The sequence below is a fragment of the Hallella multisaccharivorax DSM 17128 genome (assembly GCF_000218235.1).
GTDB lineage: Bacteria > Bacteroidota > Bacteroidia > Bacteroidales > Bacteroidaceae > Prevotella > Prevotella multisaccharivorax.
Genome location: NZ_GL945017.1, coordinates 302917 through 322159, shown reverse-complemented (window position 1 = coordinate 322159; position 19243 = coordinate 302917). Strand labels below are relative to the sequence as shown.

Sequence of the window (19243 nt, the reverse complement as noted above, 5' to 3'; positions counted from 1 at the left end):
ATATGAAAGTTATAACAAATACTATCATTCCTCCGAAGGGTTATAAGGCTATCACCATTCTGAATATTATATTTGTTCGGAAAGGCTGCACGATGTCAGCAGTGGACATCAACCACGAAAGCATTCATTGGGCGCAGGAGAAGGAACTCCTGATCGTGGGCTTCTATCTGCTTTATGTGTTAGAATTCTTCTTCCGGCTTTTGCTTCTGCGTGATTGGCACAAGGCTTACCGATCCATATCATTTGAAAGGGAATGCTATGAGAACGAGATGGATATAAACTATACGAGGAACAGGGAACGCTTCAAATGGATAAGCTACCTCAAGGGGTAGGACCTCCAAGGCTGGCTTTTGCCGCTGCAAAGCAGCGGCCTACACAACCGCAAAACGAAAGACGGAAGGAGCAGGAAGACGGAAAGGAGCGGAAAGACGGAAGGAGCGGGAAGACGGAAGGAAACGGAAAAGACAAAAACAGAACAGATAAAAACAAGGATTATGGCAATAGAGAAACTGGATTCGAGCCAGCTGTACGGGTACCCGATCACGGACCTGAGCACGGCGACGGCGGCAGAGGTGGCCGGGGGTATCACGCTTCCGGTGATCGTGAACAACAACGGGGCGCTGGTGTATAAGGTCGTTGCGACAAAGACGTGGAGCGACTATGTGGCCACGACGACGGCTGACGCTATCAGTGCGGCTAACGCTAAGGTGGACGCTGCCACGGCTAAGGTGGACGCTGCGGTGCAGTCGGCGAACACGGCGGCAAGCAACGCTCAGTCGGCGGCTGACAACGCGAACAGTAAGGCGGCCTCGCTTGACGGCGCGGTGACGAAGGCGAACAAACTCAGCGGCGACGTGAGCGCCATGGAGACGCGGGTGAGCGGCGTGGGAACGGTGATCGACAACGCTAACAACGCGGCGACGGCAGCAAACAACGCGGCGACAGCGGCGAACAACGCGGTCAAGAGTGCCGAGGAGGTGGCCGACAACCCGACGTATGTGGGTACGGACAACTATGTGTACCGATACGACCGGACAACGAAGGCTTATGTGAAGACGGAGGTCTATGTCAAGGGCGAGAAAGGTGACACGGGAGCGCAGGGACCCAAGGGCGAGACGGGCGCACAAGGGCCCAAAGGCGAGACGGGTGCGCAAGGACCGAAGGGCGAGACGGGCGGCATTCCGTCGATCAAGGCCGCTGCGGGTGCGCACATAAACACGCCGGGGACGCCTACGGTGACGATCAACGGGGCCACCTTTACCTTTGACTATCTGAAAGGGGAAAAGGGCGAGAAAGGTGACACGGGTGCACAAGGCATCCAAGGGCCCAAGGGTGAGACCGGAGCGCAAGGACCACAAGGTGCTAAAGGAGAAAAAGGAGATACGGGAGCTACCGGAGCGAAGGGTGACAAGGGAGATCCGTGTGAGGTTACCAAGGCAGCAGTGGAAGCCGTGCTGACGGGAAACATCACCTCGCATACGCACGACCAGTATGTGACACTAACGGACTTGAACACGGATTTAAGTGGTTATGTAGACAGAAGCAGCTATAACAACGGCTATAATACCATGCAAGGACTAATTTCAAGTAATAGCTCAAAAATCTCAGCCAATACTTCGAGCATCTCAGACAATACTTCGAGAATAGACAGCTTAGAGAACGCGGTTGGCAGCCTTCCGAAGGTGGTTCAGACGACGGAGAGTGGCTATGCGGCGCTGACAACTAAGGACAGTGACACGCTGTATTGTATTCCGGAATAGAGAAAGGAGGGAGACATGATATACTTAGGCGAGAAGAAAGCGGGGACGGTGTACCTCGGCGATAAGAAACTCAGCAAGATATACCTCGGGGAGAAGCTCGTGTGGGAGGGTTACCCCGAGGGGCATATTATTGGGACTTATTTGGGGATGGGGGCTGCTGGTTCGTTTCCGGTAAATGATAGATCCGGAACAAGGCGTTATGTTTTTTTTGATAGTAAAGGCTCTATAAAGGCAGATCTTGATCTAACACAAAACGGGTTAGGAGGCCAAGTATCTACAGATAGTAATTTGTTCAATGAGAATACAAATTTTGCAACGGTGATTAGCATGAAAATCACCCTCGTGCAGCCTAACGATTATACGAAATTATACAAATTGTTTTACAACTGTAAAGCTACTTATGTGGATGTCAACTCTGTTAAAATCATACTATCAGCTAAAGCCGTAAATGGTAGAATTAGCGCCAATTATTTTTTCTATGGATGTGATGATTTGAAGACTATTAAGGCAGGGCATTTTCCCTGGGGAAAAATAAATTCTCTGTCTAATTGTTTTAGCCATCTTAGTGAACTGGAATTGTTGGATTTGTCGGGCGCGGATTTTAGTAATGTCAATTTTTATTCTTCATTCAGATATTTAGGCATGGTTGGTACCATAGTCAAGGTTATCGGGTGCTCGGAGACGACGCAGAACAAGATCCTTAAAGCCCTGAACACTAACAACAGCGGACAGACGTGGGTGCTGAAGGACGGGGTGATAACAAAGACGGCGTAGGGGTAATCTTAAAGGGAAGGGTGGTCTTTCGCCGCTGCACAGCAGCAGCCTACGGACCCCAGCCGCTGATCCTCGCCCTGAAGGGCGGGACACATGTATTTTCCTGTCGAGTAATATTGATTTATCTTTGCCGTGTAAACATAATAAACAGCAGTTATGACACCGGACACGAAAGAAAAGATACAGTACACCACGGCAGTGATAATGATTGTCTCCGCCGTCGTCCTCGCCTTTATATGTTTCTTTTTGAACCATTACAAGATTGAGGACTCCGTCCTGTGGTACATCGCCCAGGCACTCGTCTATGCCGCCAGCATCTTCGGCATCTCGCTCGCCATCAACACCAAGATGGGGCAGGTGAAGAACGACGTGAAGCAGTATGTGGATAACGAACTAAACAAGCATAGCAATGAGAAAAATTGATCTGATTGTAGTACATTGCACCGCAACGCCCGAGGGACGTGACGTGACCGTGGCCGACATCGACAGGATGCACCGGGCCCGCGGCTGGAAGAAGATAGGCTACCACTACGTGGTGTATCGTGACGGCAGCGTCCATGAGGGGCGTCCCGTGGCCGAGGTGGGCGCTCATGTGTATGGCCATAACACCAACTCCATCGGTGTGGTGTATGTCGGCGGCGTGGCCAAGGACGGCAAGACCGCTAAGGACACGCGCACGCCGGCCCAGCGCAGAGCCCTCGCCGACCTGCTACGGAAGCTCAAGAAGCAGTACCCCGGAGCCCGCATCTGCGGCCATCGCGACCTCTCGCCCGACTTGAACCACGACGGAAAGATAGAACCTGCAGAGTGGGTGAAGGCCTGCCCATGCTTCAACGCGGAGGAAGAGTATGCCAAACTATAGAAGACTACTGCCATGGCTGCTCACAGTGGCCATCGCCATCGTGAGCCTGGTTCTTACCAAGTTGGATGACCATCACCGCAAGCAGGAGGTGGAGGAGCTGAAGGCACAGCTTGCCCACGCCCAGATAGAGCCGCTCATCCAGCGAGACACCATCCGCGACACCGTCACCGTGGCCACCTCTGCGGCTATCCCCGTGGAGCGGAGCACGTACAAGACCGAGATGGCCGACAAGCAGCTCATCAAGGAACTGCGGCTGAAGCTCGGACAGATAGAGGCGCAGCAGCTGAGCGGCACCGACATTCACGATACCGTCAGGTTGGAGGCAAAGGCCAACAGCCGCTATGAGTATGCCGACCGCTGGGCCCGCTTCACGCTGCGCATGAAGCCCCCCGATACGACACTCGTCTATACCGTCAGCGACTCGGTGACGACCCTCGTATATAGAGAATACAAACACAAGTTCCTCTGGTGGCGATGGGGCACGAAAGGCTACAAGGTGAAAGTTGTGAACTTCAACCCCCACGCCACCATTAGGTACAACCAGTATATCAAGGTAGAGTGATATGGCCCAGGAAACGATATTCAATGCCTTCGACTATTTCGAGACGATGGCAAGGCAGAACAGGCTGGCCACGGAGCAGGGCTTCAAGGTAGGCCGCTGCTCCGGCCTCGGCGGTATGCAGGACATGATGAGCGACTTCCGCAAGACAGCCAAGTATATCCTCGTTGACGACACCACCTCGCAGAACACCTACTCCAACGGAGTGGGCTATTTCCGCAAGAGCGTCTATACCGTCTTCATCGTCGCCCCCTATCGCATCGACGATATGGCCGAGCGCGAGCAGCAGCTGAACCTCTGCCGCACTATCTTCCGGCAGATGCACTCCCGGCTCATCCATGACCGCGAGGAGATGACCTACGACGACGCGCTGGAATACATGCAGGTGGAGCGCATCTACAGCAACGAGTTCCCGGAATACCTCATGTCGGGCGTTACGGGACTCTACTTCATGGTAGAGAACGACGAACCAATCGACCTGACTTATGACAGCAGACAATGGACTGAGGGGTAGCCTCACGGATCAGGACCGCGAGCAGTACGAACAGCGGTGGACCGACTTCATGGTGAAGTTCTGGCAGGAGAAGATGATGAAGTTCTCGCCGCCCGTCTATGACACGGGTACGCTCTACCATTCCCTTGTGGGTGTGCTCCATCCGGGCTCCCCTACCACCATTGAGCATCATTTTGCGGAATATGGCATTTATGTGGCCGCCGGTACCGGAAATGGCTACCGCAGGGGCAACAGCGGTAAGGATGATGAGAACGGACTACAGTTCCTGCGTGGCAAGAAATGGAACAAAGGCCGTGGCCACCGCCAGCGGCGCGACTGGTTCATGAGAAAATACCTCTATAGCATCCACCGCCTGAATGACTTCGAAGCTCAGTTCTACGGTGATGCCTACCAAGGCCTCCTCTCCGATGCCCTCGCTGCCATGTTCGGCGACACCACAGCACTGGCCAGACACAACGGTGGCAACAACAATGCTGCCATGTCGTTGGGAAACCTGTAATTAATTTCCTGCTAACGTTGGAAATATCCTATAATTTGCTTACCTTTGCAGCATAAGTCCAAGGACTTACAATACATGCTTCAGAGGTACTTGGCTTTAGGGGCGGCGCGCAGCGCACTTATTATACCGCCGCCCCTATTTCTTTTGCAGCAAAGTGAAGTTCATACAATAAGATTAATTAAACATTCTCAGAAGGCTGGTATCCGTGAGGCTGCCGGCCTTTGCCATTGGTGAAATGTTAAATCTTAACAATAGTAGTAAAATAGTTACTAATTTATTTGTATAATCGTAGTAATATTACTACCTTTGCAGTGTTGAAATTAAACAAGCGTTCTATGAAAGTAGTTAAAGTAAGCAAGATTATTCATGATCTTGAAAAAGCCGGTTGGCGTATGGACCGAATGAGGGGATCGCATCGTGAGTATGTTCATCCCACGAAGAAAGGCACCGTAACGGTCAACGGAAAGAAAAGCGACGATGTTTGCGGATTTCTTCTTAAAAGCATCGAGCGACAATCGGGGATGAAGTTCTGAAGGACGGGGCTACGGCCCCTCCCTTTCCTTCACACTGCGGAAAGACGCTTGTTAAGTTCAACAAGGGTGGCGATGAAACGCCATCCCTTTTCAAACGAAAATATATAATTAGAAATATGGAAAAAGTAATTATGAAAGCAGCCCGCACAGACAATGGCTATTGCTGCTCGTGCGACATCATCCCCGGGTGGGTGGTTGCCTACACGGGCGACATTGACGGGTTTAAGGACTACGTGCAGGAGAGTGTTGACTTCTGGCTGGAGGGACGCAGGGAAAAGGGTGAGGATTATCCCAAGGTGTTTGACGGAGATTACGAACTGGTATATGACTTCGACATCGCAACGCTACTCGACTACTACCGTGGAGTATTCTCTTTCTCGGCCTTGCAGACCATCACGGGCATCAACCAGAAGCAGCTGGCTCACTACGCCAGTGGGGTGTCTTCGCCTCGTCCCAAGCAGGCCGAGAAAATAAAGACGGGCCTTCGGAAGCTCGCCAAAGACATAGAGATGGTTACGGTTTGAATTCAACAGCCGCCGGCTTGAAGTCGGCTACTACAAAAATAGAATACTTGGAGCCTCCTGCGCGTGATGCGTGGGAGGCTTTTTCGATTTATTTCTTCCCAACGTTGGAAAATTAGAAAGGAATGGTTATATTTGCAGCATCAATAATAGCAATTTGAGGTATGACAGACTTAACGAGTGAGAAAGACAGGCTGAAGTTCTTCTTCCCTGATGGCTGCGGGCTGCTGAAGACCCCTACACGAATAGAGAACCAGTATCATGAGAAAGGCATAGTACTCGATGCCGTGTGGGACACCGGCGCCCAGTTCTCGGTGATGTCAGAACGGCTTGCCGACAGCCTTGGCGTGTCGCGCCGTCCTGCCGGACTGATGGACGGCGTTGTCCAGACGATGCCGAGCGAGATGGGCTGTGCCATCGCCTTTCCAGGCAACAATGAGTGGTACACCTATATCCATCCCCGGATAGTGCCGAAGATCTCTGTTGGTGTGGAATTCATCATCGGCCTTGACATCATTAACATGGGCGACTTCTCACTCACGCGCACAAAGGAGGGCACACTGATGGAATTCGTGTTCAACCGCGACTACTTCATCCATACGGGTGATGACACCAACAGCAAGTGGAGGTCCTACCAGACCATCTACAACCTGATAAGGAAATTTGAAGGGAACAAATAAAGTGTCAAAGCATATGGTAAATAAGTATATCCCCGACAATGTGTTCATCTATAATATAGGCAAGGAGCCGTTGAGCATAGTGACACCTTTGAGAGTGTATAACAACCTCACAAAGAGTTCAATGGTGGTCAATGCGCTATGGGACACTGGGGCTTCGCAATCGCTCGTGTCAGAAAGAATTGTCAACGAGCTGGGATTGGAAGAGGCAAGTGAAATGCATTCTGCGACAGCAAATGGAAACATGAGGCGGATGACAACACTCTGCTTCGCTCTGCCCGGAGACAGGGATTATATGGCATACGTGGAAGCCGCAATACTGCCGGATGCCATAGGAGCAGCTGAATTTGTTATCGGCCTTGACATTATCACCATGGGCAATCTATTATTTGAACAGGTGAGTGGAGATACAATTTTGAAGTTTATCTTTGACAGGAATATATTCATCTCCCGGGATGATGACAGCGTGACGATATTGCAAAAGATGGCCATGTTTAAGAAAAAGATTCTCGACCGAAAGAAAAAGAGCTTGGGACTGAGGGATTAAATGAGTTTTACGAACTTCACCACCCCTCCAAATGTTAAAAATGGTGGTGAAAACTCATTTTCTCCACCATTTTCCTTTGCCGTTCCGCTTTTCCAACTTTACCCTTTGTAATCTCAGAAAGAATGGTTAACTTTGCCGACGTAATAGTAGATAATTTCCTTGTCATTGTAGACCTTGTTTATCATATTTGAAACAAAAAATAAGATAAAAATGACAGTTAGGTCTTGCACCTTTAAAACAAACATGCTATATTTGCATTGTAATTATAAGTAAGATTAAAATATTTCGATATGGACATTTCTAAAGAAATAAAACAATTGTGTGCGATGACCAACACTTCATCGTGCAAACAAGACAATACAAGCCTTGAGAAAAGCTATGAGGCTATATCGCGATATGACAAAGATAATTATGAAGTACACTCTTACAGTAGTGTAGACAACATAAAGATTTAGCCATGCCGGGTTGGACAGAGATAATGAACGAGATGCAAAGGCAGGACGATAAGCCCAAATACCTGTTGGAACTTGGCTGATTGAGATAAACAGATTATATTTGTATTATAAAAGGGAAACATTGTATGACAGCAATCGTAGCAGTATTAAACAAGCACGGTGCGGCAATTGCCGCAGACAGTGCGGTGACGATGGGCAACACCCACAAAGTGGTGAATAGTGCGAATAAGATCTTCACACTATCGAAATACCACCCCGTGGCTGTTATGACGTATAGTAATGCTGCTTTTATGGGTGTGCCCTGGGACATCATCATTAAAGAATACAGGAAAGAACTTGGAGAAAAGGCGTTTCCCTTTCTTAAAGATTACGTTGATGACTTCATACGTTTTCTTCATTTCCGCCATTTCTTTTGCGACGACAAGACCCAGCGCTCGTTTTTGAGATTGCAATTGGACTCGTTTGTAAACATTTGCAGAAATGAGATTTTTCGCGAAAAGGAAATGAAGCCTGAAGAACAAACCTCCGATGTATTGGTTGAGAAACTTCAGATTTGCATGGAAAGCAATAAACAGACCCTAAAATGTCCAGAATTCGACGGATATGAATATGACGCCTTCAAAAACATTGCGCTCGCAGAAGTAGAGGATTATGCCAAGCTTAATGGAATGGACTTCCAAGATGTATTATGTGAGTCCTTTTTTTATTATTTGTCGGCAAGTCTGAACAATTCATTAGGCACAGGTTTGGTGTTTGTCGGTTATGGGGAGTCAGATATATACCCTTCTCTGTATCCCATCAGTGTTTTATTTGGAATTGATGATCACTTGCGTTATTTCGTGGATGAAAATAATATTGCCATCATTTCAGAACATGGATCCAGCGCGGTAATATGTCCTTTTGCCCAGGTAGATGTGACGCAAACTATCATCCGTGGCATCAACCCGTCTTTTCAAGACATCATTTATAACGTCATAGAGGAATCCATCAAGTCGTTTTCTAAGGCCATTACCAACAAACTGGACGCAGATCCATCGACTGCTACTGTGTCCTCAGCCATCAAAGGTCTTGATATAAATTCCGTCATCCGTGACATAACATATCAAATCAACAGAGAGATGCGTGATACTTATACAGTTCCTTTATTGAATACGGTTGTATCATTGGACAAAGAAGATATGGCAAATATGGCAGAAAGCTTCATTTCCCTTACTTCTCTTGTAAGGAGAATGCAGCCGGGAGAAGAGACCGTTGGTGGCCCTGTGGATGTTGCCGTAATATCGAAAGGCGACGGATTCGTGTGGATCAACAGGAAGCATTATTTCAGACCAGAGCTGAACGCTCCATTTTTCAACAACTATTTTAAGTAAGGAGGTTTTCTATGGCAGGCATAATGATAAGCAGTTTAAGTCCTAAATCGCAAATTGAAGGGACTTTATTGACCCCAGAACAAGTCGAGGAAATCTCATCCCGCATTTCAAAAAATGTGTTCGAAAAGATTACAAAGCAATTAGACGAGTCACTTGCTTCTTCTTTAGAAAAGAATAAAAACAAATAGCTTCACCTATGTGCAATAAGCAACTCCTCGATAGGAATTGTGGGGCTGAAATGTTAAAAATGGTGGTGAAAACGCATTTTCTCCACCATTTTCCTTTGCCGTTCCGCTTTTTCTCCCTATCTTTGCCATCGGTTATAAGACGATGGTAGTCCATCCCGGAGAGCAGCGGTCATTGCTCGGACATCACGGTCGGGCTTTTTTTATGCCCGGCAAAGACGCGAGTAACTATTCGCAGACAACATATTGGCGGTTGCCATTCCGTAGATTTAGATAAGCCCTTCGGGTGAAGTCATCGTCTTATAACCAGCGGAATCGGCAGCCGCTTTTCTATTCTGCCAAACAAAGGCCCGGCTATCCGGGAAAGGTTATAAGACGATGCATTATGCAACAAGCAACCATCAACTTCACCGCGTCTGAGGTCCGTCGGCCGGTGAGCCTCCGAGAGAGGATGAGAACGACGGGCAGAGTGATCAACCAGTGGCTGGACACCAAGAGCGCGTTCTACAGCCGTATCACCGAGTTCGAGGTGACACGAAGAGTGGCCATCCGCATCGGCGTTGTTTTTCCGTTGGCCATGGTCGTGGGCGCGGTGTGTGTGGAGCAGGCCCCGCTGGTGAGCTTCGCCGCTATGGGCGTGAGTGGCTGGATTGTCTATCGGCTGAACAAAGGAGAGAAAGGAGGCCAGGCATGACAAAGGAAGAGTACATGCAGCGGACGCAGGAGCTTCGCGCCAAGCGCGAGGCCAACACAGTTGCGTGGGTCAGCTACCAGCAGGACCTGCTCCAGGCCTACTACGACGAGAAGAACGGCATCGAGGAGGACTACCGCCGCCGCAAGCAGCAGGCCACGATGCGCTACTACCAGAACATGTCCACTGCGAAAGCGGCATACAACAAGCGAGACCGCGAGCTCTACGACCAGGTGGTTATCCTGCAGACCGAGTACCAACAAAGCAAGGAAGGAGGCGAGCGATGAACGTGGCAACGAAAGAGTTCCTGACAAGGATGGTCAACGCGGAACCTAAGAAAGGAATGGTAGTCTGTGTGAAGATGGAAGATGCACTTGGGAAGGATATAATGGCAATCAACAGCGAAGTCGAAAGGAACACCTTTGCGCTCGTCAAGATGCTGGTCACGGCGATGTCAAGAAGCAAGGAACTTGAAACTGTCATACGGGCAGCAGCCTACTCCTTTGAATACGTCACGGTGGAAGCAATCAAGATACCTGCTGCGCCTAATAAGGAGGAAGGAGGCAAGGCATGAGTAAGTTATTATTGGACGGCAAGGCCGTGGCCCTGCTTGGCGACTTCTGCGATACCGACACCCTGCAGAACCGCATCGAGCTGATCGACGATGTGAAGGACCGCCTGCTCATGCAGCTCGGCGACAGTGAGAACGACGAAGAGCGCAAGACGCTCACCGACTGGATGATCAGCCTGTCGGACATGAAAGAGGACCTAAAAAAGATAAGGAGGGCACAACAATGAACAAGGACTTGAAGCAGTTCCTCGACTGGCTGAAGGAAAACGACCGCACCGAGGAAGAGAAGATGCAGTGCAAGCTGCTCGATGAGTACATGAAGACGCGCGACAACCTGCCCGGCAAGGGCGTGACGGGTGCGCCGCTTGTGTCGGACCCGAAGACATCGGATGAGATTGCGGGCGACCTGCGGCCGATGTACTATATGGAAATACGCGTCATTGCCAACTACATGTTCATGCACGAGTTCGGCACCACCACCGTCGAGGACGGCACGGTGAAATGGGCCATCTGGCGCGACATGGACTTCCGGGTTTAGGAGACATTTTTTAACCATAATCCTTATGGGGGGTACTGACCGTGAGGCCGGTGCCCCTTTGTATTTTTTTCCTGCCAATTTACAGGTTATCTTTGCGGTATGAAAGAGAAGCAGAGAAGCATCCATTTCAGCGAGATGCAGCGATACCTCGATCTCGCCTATCAGCGCAAGCAGACGGTGAACATCAAAGCCTTCCGCAGTGATGGCCACTTGGTGGAGTACCGCGGATGGCTCATTCATCACCAGTATTGGAGGGGCGGCTACATGCGCATCATCAATCCTGTGAGCCATCAGATAAGGCAGATACCCGAAATATTCATATTGGAAGTTAACGGAATGAAAGTATATCTATGAACAATAAAGACTTGGAACTCGTACAGACCGGGCAGAACGGCGGCGTGCAGCATTTCCGCATCATGCCCCAGGGCGTGATTACGACATCGGCCTATAACTCCGTCGCCTCGGAGTATGGCGCGGACAGCAGCGACGTCTTCGATGAGGACGACGGCCTGGTGAACGTCAAGCCCCTTTCCATCGGCGGAAAGGGCTACCAGTATGTACCCTTCGGCATTGACGACATGCTGCCCCACACCATCCGCAAGTATGTGCTCGACAACATGATCACCGCCCAGTGCCAGCAGTTCAACACCATCTGCTGCTACGGTCAGGGGCTGCGCTTCGTCGACAGGAAGGAGAAGAAAGATGTCGATGACCCCGATATCCGCGACTTCTGCCTCAGGAACTCTCTGCAGGAGTGCTTCGCCGAGCAGTGTACCGACATGCAGATGTACAACTTCTCCGTCACTTGCATCATCCTCACCCGTGACGGCTCGCAGATAGCCCAGGTACGCCACAAGGAGGCGTGCTACTGCCGCTTCGAGTACGCCCCCTCCACCGTGTCGGGCAAGATAGAGCACGTCTTCTTCGGCGACTTCCGTGTCGGCCACTTCAACGAGAAGCGTATCGAGGCCATCCCTCTGCTCGACTACTGGGATCCCCTCGGCGACCTTGAGGTGCGCATGGGAAAGCGTCCAGACCCTGCCACGGGACTTATCCATAACAAGCCCACCAAGGACCGCAAGTTCGCCATCCTCTCACGCATGGCCACGCCGGGCTATCAGTACTATCCCGTGCCCTACTATTCGAGCATCTTCCGCGACTCGTGGTACGACATCTACCGCCTGATAGGCATCGGCAAGCGGTTCATGATCAAGAACACTAGTGCGCCGCGTGTACAGATTGAGGTACACGAGGAATACTGGGACAACGTGTGCGACAACGAGAACATCGAAGACCCGGTCAAGCGCGAGGAGCGCAAGAAGCAGGAACGGCAGAACATCGTCGACTTCGTGTGTGGCGTGGAGAATGCCGGCAAGGCCCTCATCACCGGGTACTACATCGACCCTAACGGCAAGGAAAACCGCATGGTGCGCATCGTCAACCTCAACGACCCGTCGAAGAAAGAGGGCGGCAACTGGAGCGACGACATGCAGGAGGCCGCCAATGCTCTCTGCTTTGCCTACGGCGTGCATCCCAACCTCGTGGGAGCCACGCCCGGCAAGAGCCAGATGAACAACTCTGGCTCTGATAAACGAGAGCTCTTCACCCTCAAACAAGCATTGGAGAAGCCCTACCACGATGTGATGACCAAGCCCTACCACGTCATCCTGCATTACAACGGCTGGTCAGAGCGGTGTACCGTCGATGTGCCGATGCTCATGCTCACCACCCTCGATGAGAATAAGGATGCCAAGAAAGTTAGTGGAAACTCAAACTCAGACGACAATGGAGATAACAATAACCAAGAGTGATTTCGAACAGGCACTGCCCGTCGGAGCCGCTTCCAACGACAGCGTATATGAGAGCGTAAAGCCAGCTATCGCACGTCAGCTTTCCTTCAGCAATGATGCCCTGCTCGGTGTGGCCGGCATGAAGCATATGGAAGAGCTTGGCGAGGACTCAACACTCGTCAACTGGTACAAGCAGCTCGTGTGCCTGTCGGCTTTCCTCAGTGTGCTGCGCCAGCTCGACCTCGTGCTCACGCCAACCGGCTTCGGTGTGGTGAGCAACGACAACCTCGCTCCGGCAAGCAAGCAGCGCGTCGATGCTCTGGAGGGAGAGCTGCGCACACAGTACCACAAAACGCTGGCCATGACGCTCAACCTACTGCGCAGCGAGAACTGGGGAGCCACCGAGCAAGCCCGCCACTTCATTGACCATCTCTACGACGAATACACCTTCTTCTTCGAGACCCACCAGAACGCTTCGGCTACCGACTGGGATAGCTACCAGCAGACCATCGAGGAAGCCGAGGAGATGCTGCGCACAAAGATGGGCGACCGCCAGATGGACGACATCCTCGATGCCTTCCGCCGTAATGACCCCAACAGGCTGGAGCCTTACCGCGAGATGATGAGTCTCATCGTGAAGTTCACCGACACCTGGGCAGTGAAAAGCCTGGGGACGCTCAAACAGCCCGTTTATCGCCGGCTGATGCGCATCCTCGACAGCAACGACAACAAAGAAACTTTCAAGCTCTACCGCGAAAGCATCGCTTATAAAGCCAACCACTATGAGCCATACCAGAACAGAAAGGACAGCGCAGGCTACGTCTTCAACGGATGAGAAGAACCGCACGGTGACTATCAACCTCACCGCGCCCACGTCGTGGCGAGAACTGAGCCAGGAGCAGCTGCGCATCGTCTTCGACCTCATGGCTATCGAAAATGAACCGACGGCCGTCAAGACGTACATGATGATATACTTCTGTGGTCTTCACGTCATCCGGCACACCCGCTTCGGCTGGAAGTTCTGGACGATGGTGGACGGCAAGAAGCGCGCCATCTATATCAAGACATCAGAGATGCAAAGCTTCATACACCAGTTTGATTTCATCGACCAATTGGAGGACATGGACTGTAGGTTGGATGCAGTCTGTGGCCTCCATGCGGCCGATGCTCTCTTACAGGATGGAGTCAGCTTCGAAGAATATCTCTACGCCGAGAAATATTACCAGAACTTCATCGCTGATAAGAATATGGAGTGGTTAGACAACGTGGCCATGTGGCTCTACCATGATAGGAATGGCAGGGCAGCCGGTCATGGTGATGCCGTTGACGATGACGGTAGAAAGGTTGATGAGGTTGTTCTCACTCCCGGAGAGCGTATTGGCACAATGCTTTGGTATGCCCATATTAAGCGCGTCATGGCCGATGCTTTTCCACACTTCCTCAAGAAGTCAACAGTAGAAGACGGAGAACCTGAGCATGTCAACTTCATAGAGCTGTACAATGTGCAGCTCCGTGCTTTAACGGGTGGCGACCCGACCAAGGAGAAGGAAGTTCTGTCGCTTAATTGCTGGCGTGCACTCACTGAGCTCGACGCAAAGGCACGTGAGGCGGAGGAACTGGAGAAGATACGCAACAAACAATGATATTTCACTGCAAATATTGTAGTCAAAATTTGCGGGTTTCAAATATTTTGCTTATTTTTGTAGCAGAAATAAAAAAGGTAACTATGATTATCGAGATGTTCTTCATATATGTCATGATTGTTTTGGTGACGGTCGTTATCAAGGCTGTCAGCAAGATCGGGCATAGCAGCTCTTCTGACATCACTTTTGACGATGTCAAGGAGCAAATAAGAAAGAACAGAGAAGAGACGGCAGAGTTGAAGGCAAAGATTAAAGCGGCTGGCCTTGACACCCTCTTACCGAAGAAAGCTAAATAGCGTATTTTCACAATAACATTATAAATGCTACTTTTGGAGTGAAATCTAAAAGTAGCATTTTTTATGGCAGACAAGACATCAACTTTTACCACCAAGATCTTTCTTAACGACCAACAGGCAAAAAGTAAGTTGGAAAGCTTGGAGAAGGATATAAAGAGACTGCGGGATGAACAGGAAGCGGCTGCAAAGGCTGGTGACTGGACGAAGTTTGAACAGGTTAAGAAAGACTTGAAACAAGCCAATAAAGAGATGGATGCCATGAAGACATCCGCTCAAAAGGTGTCTCATGTCCTCGACAACCTGAAGACATCATCGATAAAGGAAATCCGCCAGACGATGGGAGCCATCAACAAGGAGCTCAAGAGTGGAGCCGTAGAGCGGAATTCAAGGGAGTGGAAGTTCCTTAACGAACAGCTCAAGCGGTGTAAGCAGGAACTACAGCAAGTCAACAATGAGTCAAAGACGACCAAGAGTATTTGGTCGAGAGGCATGGATTTCCTTAATAAGAACTGGGGGGCGTTCACACAGATCCTCGGTTCTTTGACCGGGTTGTCTATCGCTATAAGAAAATCTGTATCCGACTTCGCTGATATGGATCAGGCCATGGTCAACGTACAAAAGTACACTGGCCAGACTAAGCAACAGGTAGAGGAGATGAATGAGGACTTTAAGACGATGAATACTCGCACACCTCGTGAACAGCTCAATGAACTTGCTGGCGCTGCCGGTCGTCTTGGTATCACCGCTAAGAAAAATATTGAGGATTTTGTTGATGCCGCGGATAAAATCAACGTGTCACTCGGAGATGATCTTGGCGAAGGAGCCGTGGACAAAATAGGCAAACTGGCTCAGGTCTTTGGCGAGGACAGGACAAAAGGACTCCGTGGTGCCATGCTTGCAACAGGTTCAGCAGTTAACGAGCTTGCTCAATCATCATCAGCTAATGCTGGATATATCGTAGACTTTGCCGCCGACCTTGCCGGAGTGGGCAGACAGGCAGGTATGTCTCAGCAGGAAATCATGGGTTTGGCCTCGGCTCTCGACCAGAACATGCAGGAAGAGAAGACCGCTGCCACAGTATTTTCACAGCTTATCACTAAGATGTATCAGGACCCGGCTAAGTTCGCCGCTATAGCTGGAATCAAGGTGAAGGAATTTTCTAAGCTTCTGAAAGAGGATGCCAACAAGGCGCTACTGGAGTTCATGCAGAGTATGCAAAATAAAGGAGGATTTGCCGATCTCGCCCCTATGTTCGAGAGTATGAACCTCGATGGTACGCGTGCCGTCGGAGTATTGTCGGCTGTTGCTACCCATCTGGATCAAGTAAAAGAGGCGCAGAATGTCGCCAACACAGCCTATGCAAATGGCACGAGCATTCTGCAGGAGTTCAATACGCAGAATTCTTCCGTTCAGGCGAAAATGGACATGGCAAAGAAACAGTTCAAAGAGGTAAGCATCGCCTTGGGACAGGAGCTGTTGCCTGTCGTCCAATATACCATTTCTACAAGCGGACTGATAGTGAAGGGACTATATACACTTATCAGCTATACTAAGCAGCATATCGGCACGCTTATAACACTAGCCAGTACAATAGCCATCGTTACCGCAGTGTATAATGCCGCTTATATCAAGGAAAAAGCACACGCTGCGTTGATGGTTATTGTCAATGGGCTTCATAAAGCCGAGACCTTTTTATTGAAGGCAAAAGTGACGGCAATCACAGCTGCTAAATTGGCCTATTATCTTCTTACAGGACAGATTAAGAAGGCTAAGGAAGCTATGTTGGCAATGCGAGCTGCCTCTATAACTAATCCTTATGCTGCACTCACGGCGGTAGTCTTGGCTTTAGGAGTTGCCATCTATAAGATAATATCGGCCATCAAAGCGCATAACAAGGCCATGCATGACAACTTGCTGTCTGTACGCCAAGCTCATGCTGCCGCACAGGATTTAAACGAAGCCATCAAGGAGAGGAACCAGTCAACAGCTGAAGAAAGGACGCGATTGGAAAGATTGACAAACATCATTAACTCCAACGTCTACTCATACAATGAGAAGAAAAACGCCATGATAGCCTTGGAGAAGATTGTTCCGGGGTATCACCGCAACTTGCGCAATGAGGCTTCGCTGACTGCTTCCAACAATCGGGCTCTTAAAGAATATGTGGAGCGGTTGAATGACGCTGCCATGGCACAAGCCTTATATAACCGAATGGTGGCTCTACAGGGAAAACAGTTCGACCTGCAAGAAGAAATTAGACGGCATGAAAACTCGAGGAAGGCGGTACAGGCAGAAATCAATCGCCATCCGGACAAATACAATGCCACGACCAATCAAGTCTATACTACAGGTTATGGCTCAGCTATGATCGGGCCGTCCATTCCAACCGAAGAAAACTATCAAAAGCACAAAGAGCTTCAGCAATGGGTAGATTTGACAAAGAAGGCCAGTGACAACCTGAAAGTCGTACAATACCAAATCAAGTCTATCAATGATTATATGAAGGCGAACAAGGGTGTCAGCAACGCATATAACAGGTTGGTGGAGAATGGCACTGGTAGCGGCGGTTCCGCGCCCGAATGGTCACTTTCAACTACGAGCTCTAACAAACCGTATGTTGACCCTAAGAAAGCAGCTAAAGCAGCAAAAGCAGCAGAAACGGCCAGAAATAAAGCCGAAGCAGCTGCCAAGAAGCATGAAAATGAAATGAAGGCGGCAACACGCAAGGCTTACCAGGATGAGATAAAAGCCGCCAAAGGTAAGACCGATGAAGAGCAAGCTCAGAACATAATGGCCTACTCTCAGGGCAAAAAGAAATACTCCGAATATCTCAACGACCAGCACGACATTGCTATCAAGGGGTATAAAGCTTTGGAGGCCATCTATAAGAAATACGGGACAGACTATGGCCAGTGGCAAGATGAGATAGCTAAGGAGGGACAGAAAAAGCAGGAAGACCATCAAAAGGCATTGCTCTCTGACGTTGAGATAAATCATCAGCGTGCAATATATGCTGCTAATGAAGACTTCAATGATCCGAATTCGGAAATATATCATAATGAAGAGGCATTGAACGAAAGATTGTTTGAGATTGATATGGCTGCACTCGCAGACAGGACTGCGGTGCTACAGGAAGGCTCGCAAGAATGGCTGGACTCTAAGGCTGAGATGACACAGAAGGAAGAGGAACATGAACTCTACCTGCAACAGCACTATTCCGAACTTCTCTCTCAGTATCGCGAGCAATGGGGGCGGAAAGATGCGAAGGAACAGGAGCGCATTACGCTCGACGGCCTTGACACACTGCATGAAAAAGGCATCATCAAGGAGCAGGAATACCAAGAGATGCTCCGCAATATCAAACTCCACTATGCTTTGGAAGAAAGCCAGAACAATCTGAACAACTCCAAGGGTGAGCAGTTCAAACGCAATGCGGACACGGCTTATCAAACAGCATCAAACAATGCCAAGGCTGACTATCAGAATGAGCATCCTACGGGTACCGGCGTGGGCGACTATTATACCTCGGACGTAACCATATACGCCTCGACGCTGACCAACATCAAGAAGATGGAACAGCAGGGCATTGTTACTCACCAAGAGGCTATGGCCGCCATGTCCCAGGCCACATCTGATATGTGTCAAGGCATGGCCGCGAAGATGCAGGCTGCCTACGATGCCATCTCTCCCATCATGTCGGCCATGTCCTCATACTACTCAGCGCAATCGGACTACGAGGTGACAGTCACGGAGAAGAAGTATGACAAGATGATAGAGAAGGCCGGCAACAACTCGGCTAAGAGCAAGAAGCTCGAAGAGAAGAAGCAGAAGGAGGTGGCCAAGATAAAGACGAAGTATGCCAAGAAACAGATGAAGATGGAGATAGGGCAGGCTATTGCGCAGACGGCCATGAGTGCCATCGCCGCCTACGGTTCTGCCATGAGCGGCGTGCCTTATCCTGCCAACCTCGTGCTTGCTCCTATCGCTGCCGGCATTGCCCTTGCAGCTGGTGCCATACAGATTGCCACCATCAAGAAACAGCAGCAGGCACAGGAGGCCGGCTATTACGAGGGCGGCTTCACAGGTGGCAATCGCTACCACCGAGAGGCCGGAGTGGTACACGAAGGTGAGTTTGTGGCCAACCACAACACCGTGAACAACCCGCAGCTGCTTCCTGCTCTACGGCTCATCGACGTGGCACAGCGCAACAATACCGTCGGACGACTCACTGCTGCGGATGTGTCCCGTGCAATGGGCACCGGTGGAGCTACCGTGGTGTCGGCTCCCACCGTCAACGTACAGACCGACAACAGCGAGCTGGCTGCTACCTTGCAGCAGGCACAGGACACATTGGAGAAAATCGGCTCTCTCCTCGACGGTGGCATCACGGCCAACGTGTCGATGGAAGACTTCAAGAAACAGGAGAAGCACTGGGATAACATTCAAAACAACAAATAG

At 50.1% G+C, this 19243-nt stretch carries 24 protein-coding genes; all 24 read left to right on the top strand.

Going from position 1 to position 19243, the window contains the following annotated elements; genetic code table 11:
- Positions 1-2: 2 nt before the first annotated feature.
- The 24 genes from PREMU_RS01805 (at position 3) to PREMU_RS01680 (ending at position 19243) form a co-directional block, all read left to right on the top strand.
- Complete coding sequence (locus tag PREMU_RS01805; protein WP_007572668.1) at positions 3-332, top strand: hypothetical protein; 330 nt, start codon at positions 3-5, stop codon at positions 330-332.
- Positions 333-494: 162 nt separating this feature from the next.
- Entirely contained in the window at positions 495-1760 is a 1266-nt protein-coding gene (locus PREMU_RS15875) for a collagen-like protein (RefSeq protein ID WP_007572667.1), read from the top strand.
- Between the two features lie 15 nt (positions 1761-1775).
- On the top strand, positions 1776-2534 hold the full coding sequence (locus tag PREMU_RS01790) for a hypothetical protein (protein WP_007572666.1): 759 nt from the start codon (positions 1776-1778) through the stop codon (positions 2532-2534).
- Between the two features lie 156 nt (positions 2535-2690).
- Positions 2691-2957 carry a hypothetical protein gene (locus PREMU_RS01785; RefSeq protein WP_007572665.1) on the top strand — a complete coding sequence of 89 codons (267 nt, stop codon included), beginning with the start codon at positions 2691-2693 and terminating at the stop codon, positions 2955-2957.
- Positions 2944-3396 carry an N-acetylmuramoyl-L-alanine amidase gene (locus PREMU_RS01780; protein ID WP_007572663.1) on the top strand — a complete coding sequence of 151 codons (453 nt, stop codon included), beginning with the start codon at positions 2944-2946 and terminating at the stop codon, positions 3394-3396. Before PREMU_RS01785 ends, PREMU_RS01780 begins: the two co-directional genes overlap by 14 nt.
- Positions 3383-3958, top strand: a complete 576-nt coding sequence (locus PREMU_RS14020; RefSeq protein WP_007572662.1) for a DUF6549 family protein — start codon at positions 3383-3385, stop codon at positions 3956-3958. Before PREMU_RS01780 ends, PREMU_RS14020 begins: the two co-directional genes overlap by 14 nt.
- Position 3959: 1 nt before the next feature.
- Positions 3960-4469 carry a hypothetical protein gene (locus PREMU_RS01770; protein ID WP_007572661.1) on the top strand — a complete coding sequence of 170 codons (510 nt, stop codon included), beginning with the start codon at positions 3960-3962 and terminating at the stop codon, positions 4467-4469.
- Positions 4441-4968 carry a hypothetical protein gene (locus PREMU_RS01765; RefSeq protein WP_007572660.1) on the top strand — a complete coding sequence of 176 codons (528 nt, stop codon included), beginning with the start codon at positions 4441-4443 and terminating at the stop codon, positions 4966-4968. Before PREMU_RS01770 ends, PREMU_RS01765 begins: the two co-directional genes overlap by 29 nt.
- Positions 4969-5303: 335 nt before the next feature.
- Positions 5304-5501, top strand: coding sequence for a type II toxin-antitoxin system HicA family toxin (locus tag PREMU_RS01760; RefSeq protein WP_040557934.1), 198 nt, complete (start codon positions 5304-5306; stop codon positions 5499-5501).
- A gap of 116 nt (positions 5502-5617) precedes the next feature.
- On the top strand, positions 5618-6025 hold the full coding sequence (locus PREMU_RS01755; RefSeq protein WP_007572658.1) for a hypothetical protein: 408 nt from the start codon (positions 5618-5620) through the stop codon (positions 6023-6025).
- 161 nt (positions 6026-6186) lie between these two features.
- Entirely contained in the window at positions 6187-6702 is a 516-nt protein-coding gene (locus tag PREMU_RS01750; RefSeq protein WP_007572657.1) for a pepsin/retropepsin-like aspartic protease family protein, read from the top strand.
- A 13-nt stretch (positions 6703-6715) separates the two neighbouring features.
- Positions 6716-7246 (top strand): retroviral-like aspartic protease family protein, encoded by a 531-nt coding sequence (locus PREMU_RS01745; RefSeq protein WP_007572655.1) that lies wholly within the window; start codon positions 6716-6718, stop codon positions 7244-7246.
- 580 nt (positions 7247-7826) lie between these two features.
- Positions 7827-9071 carry an Ntn hydrolase family protein gene (locus tag PREMU_RS01740; RefSeq protein WP_007572648.1) on the top strand — a complete coding sequence of 415 codons (1245 nt, stop codon included), beginning with the start codon at positions 7827-7829 and terminating at the stop codon, positions 9069-9071.
- Positions 9072-9707: 636 nt separating this feature from the next.
- Positions 9708-9950, top strand: coding sequence for a hypothetical protein (locus PREMU_RS15215; protein WP_169311300.1), 243 nt, complete (start codon positions 9708-9710; stop codon positions 9948-9950).
- Positions 9947-10234 carry a hypothetical protein gene (locus PREMU_RS01725; RefSeq protein WP_007572641.1) on the top strand — a complete coding sequence of 96 codons (288 nt, stop codon included), beginning with the start codon at positions 9947-9949 and terminating at the stop codon, positions 10232-10234. Before PREMU_RS15215 ends, PREMU_RS01725 begins: the two co-directional genes overlap by 4 nt.
- 2 nt (positions 10235-10236) lie before the next feature.
- Positions 10237-10521, top strand: coding sequence for a hypothetical protein (locus PREMU_RS01720; RefSeq protein ID WP_156803931.1), 285 nt, complete (start codon positions 10237-10239; stop codon positions 10519-10521).
- Entirely contained in the window at positions 10518-10745 is a 228-nt protein-coding gene (locus tag PREMU_RS01715; RefSeq protein ID WP_007572638.1) for a hypothetical protein, read from the top strand. Before PREMU_RS01720 ends, PREMU_RS01715 begins: the two co-directional genes overlap by 4 nt.
- A complete protein-coding gene (locus tag PREMU_RS01710; protein ID WP_007572636.1) occupies positions 10742-11056 on the top strand; it encodes a hypothetical protein in 315 nt (104 codons plus the stop codon). Before PREMU_RS01715 ends, PREMU_RS01710 begins: the two co-directional genes overlap by 4 nt.
- 99 nt (positions 11057-11155) lie before the next feature.
- Positions 11156-11410: a hypothetical protein gene (locus PREMU_RS01705; RefSeq protein ID WP_007572634.1), complete on the top strand. Its 255-nt coding sequence runs from the start codon at positions 11156-11158 to the stop codon at positions 11408-11410.
- Positions 11407-12867, top strand: a complete 1461-nt coding sequence (locus PREMU_RS01700; RefSeq protein WP_007572632.1) for a hypothetical protein — start codon at positions 11407-11409, stop codon at positions 12865-12867. Before PREMU_RS01705 ends, PREMU_RS01700 begins: the two co-directional genes overlap by 4 nt.
- The gene (locus PREMU_RS01695; protein WP_007572630.1) at positions 12842-13681 is read left to right on the top strand and encodes a DUF6712 family protein; all 840 of its coding nucleotides are present in this window, start codon (positions 12842-12844) and stop codon (positions 13679-13681) included. Before PREMU_RS01700 ends, PREMU_RS01695 begins: the two co-directional genes overlap by 26 nt.
- On the top strand, positions 13629-14489 hold the full coding sequence (locus PREMU_RS01690) for a hypothetical protein (protein ID WP_007572628.1): 861 nt from the start codon (positions 13629-13631) through the stop codon (positions 14487-14489). The genes PREMU_RS01695 and PREMU_RS01690 overlap by 53 nt, the downstream gene beginning before the upstream one ends.
- Positions 14490-14572: 83 nt before the next feature.
- Complete coding sequence (locus PREMU_RS01685; RefSeq protein ID WP_007572626.1) at positions 14573-14785, top strand: hypothetical protein; 213 nt, start codon at positions 14573-14575, stop codon at positions 14783-14785.
- A gap of 63 nt (positions 14786-14848) precedes the next feature.
- Positions 14849-19243: a phage tail tape measure protein gene (locus PREMU_RS01680; protein ID WP_007572624.1), complete on the top strand. Its 4395-nt coding sequence runs from the start codon at positions 14849-14851 to the stop codon at positions 19241-19243.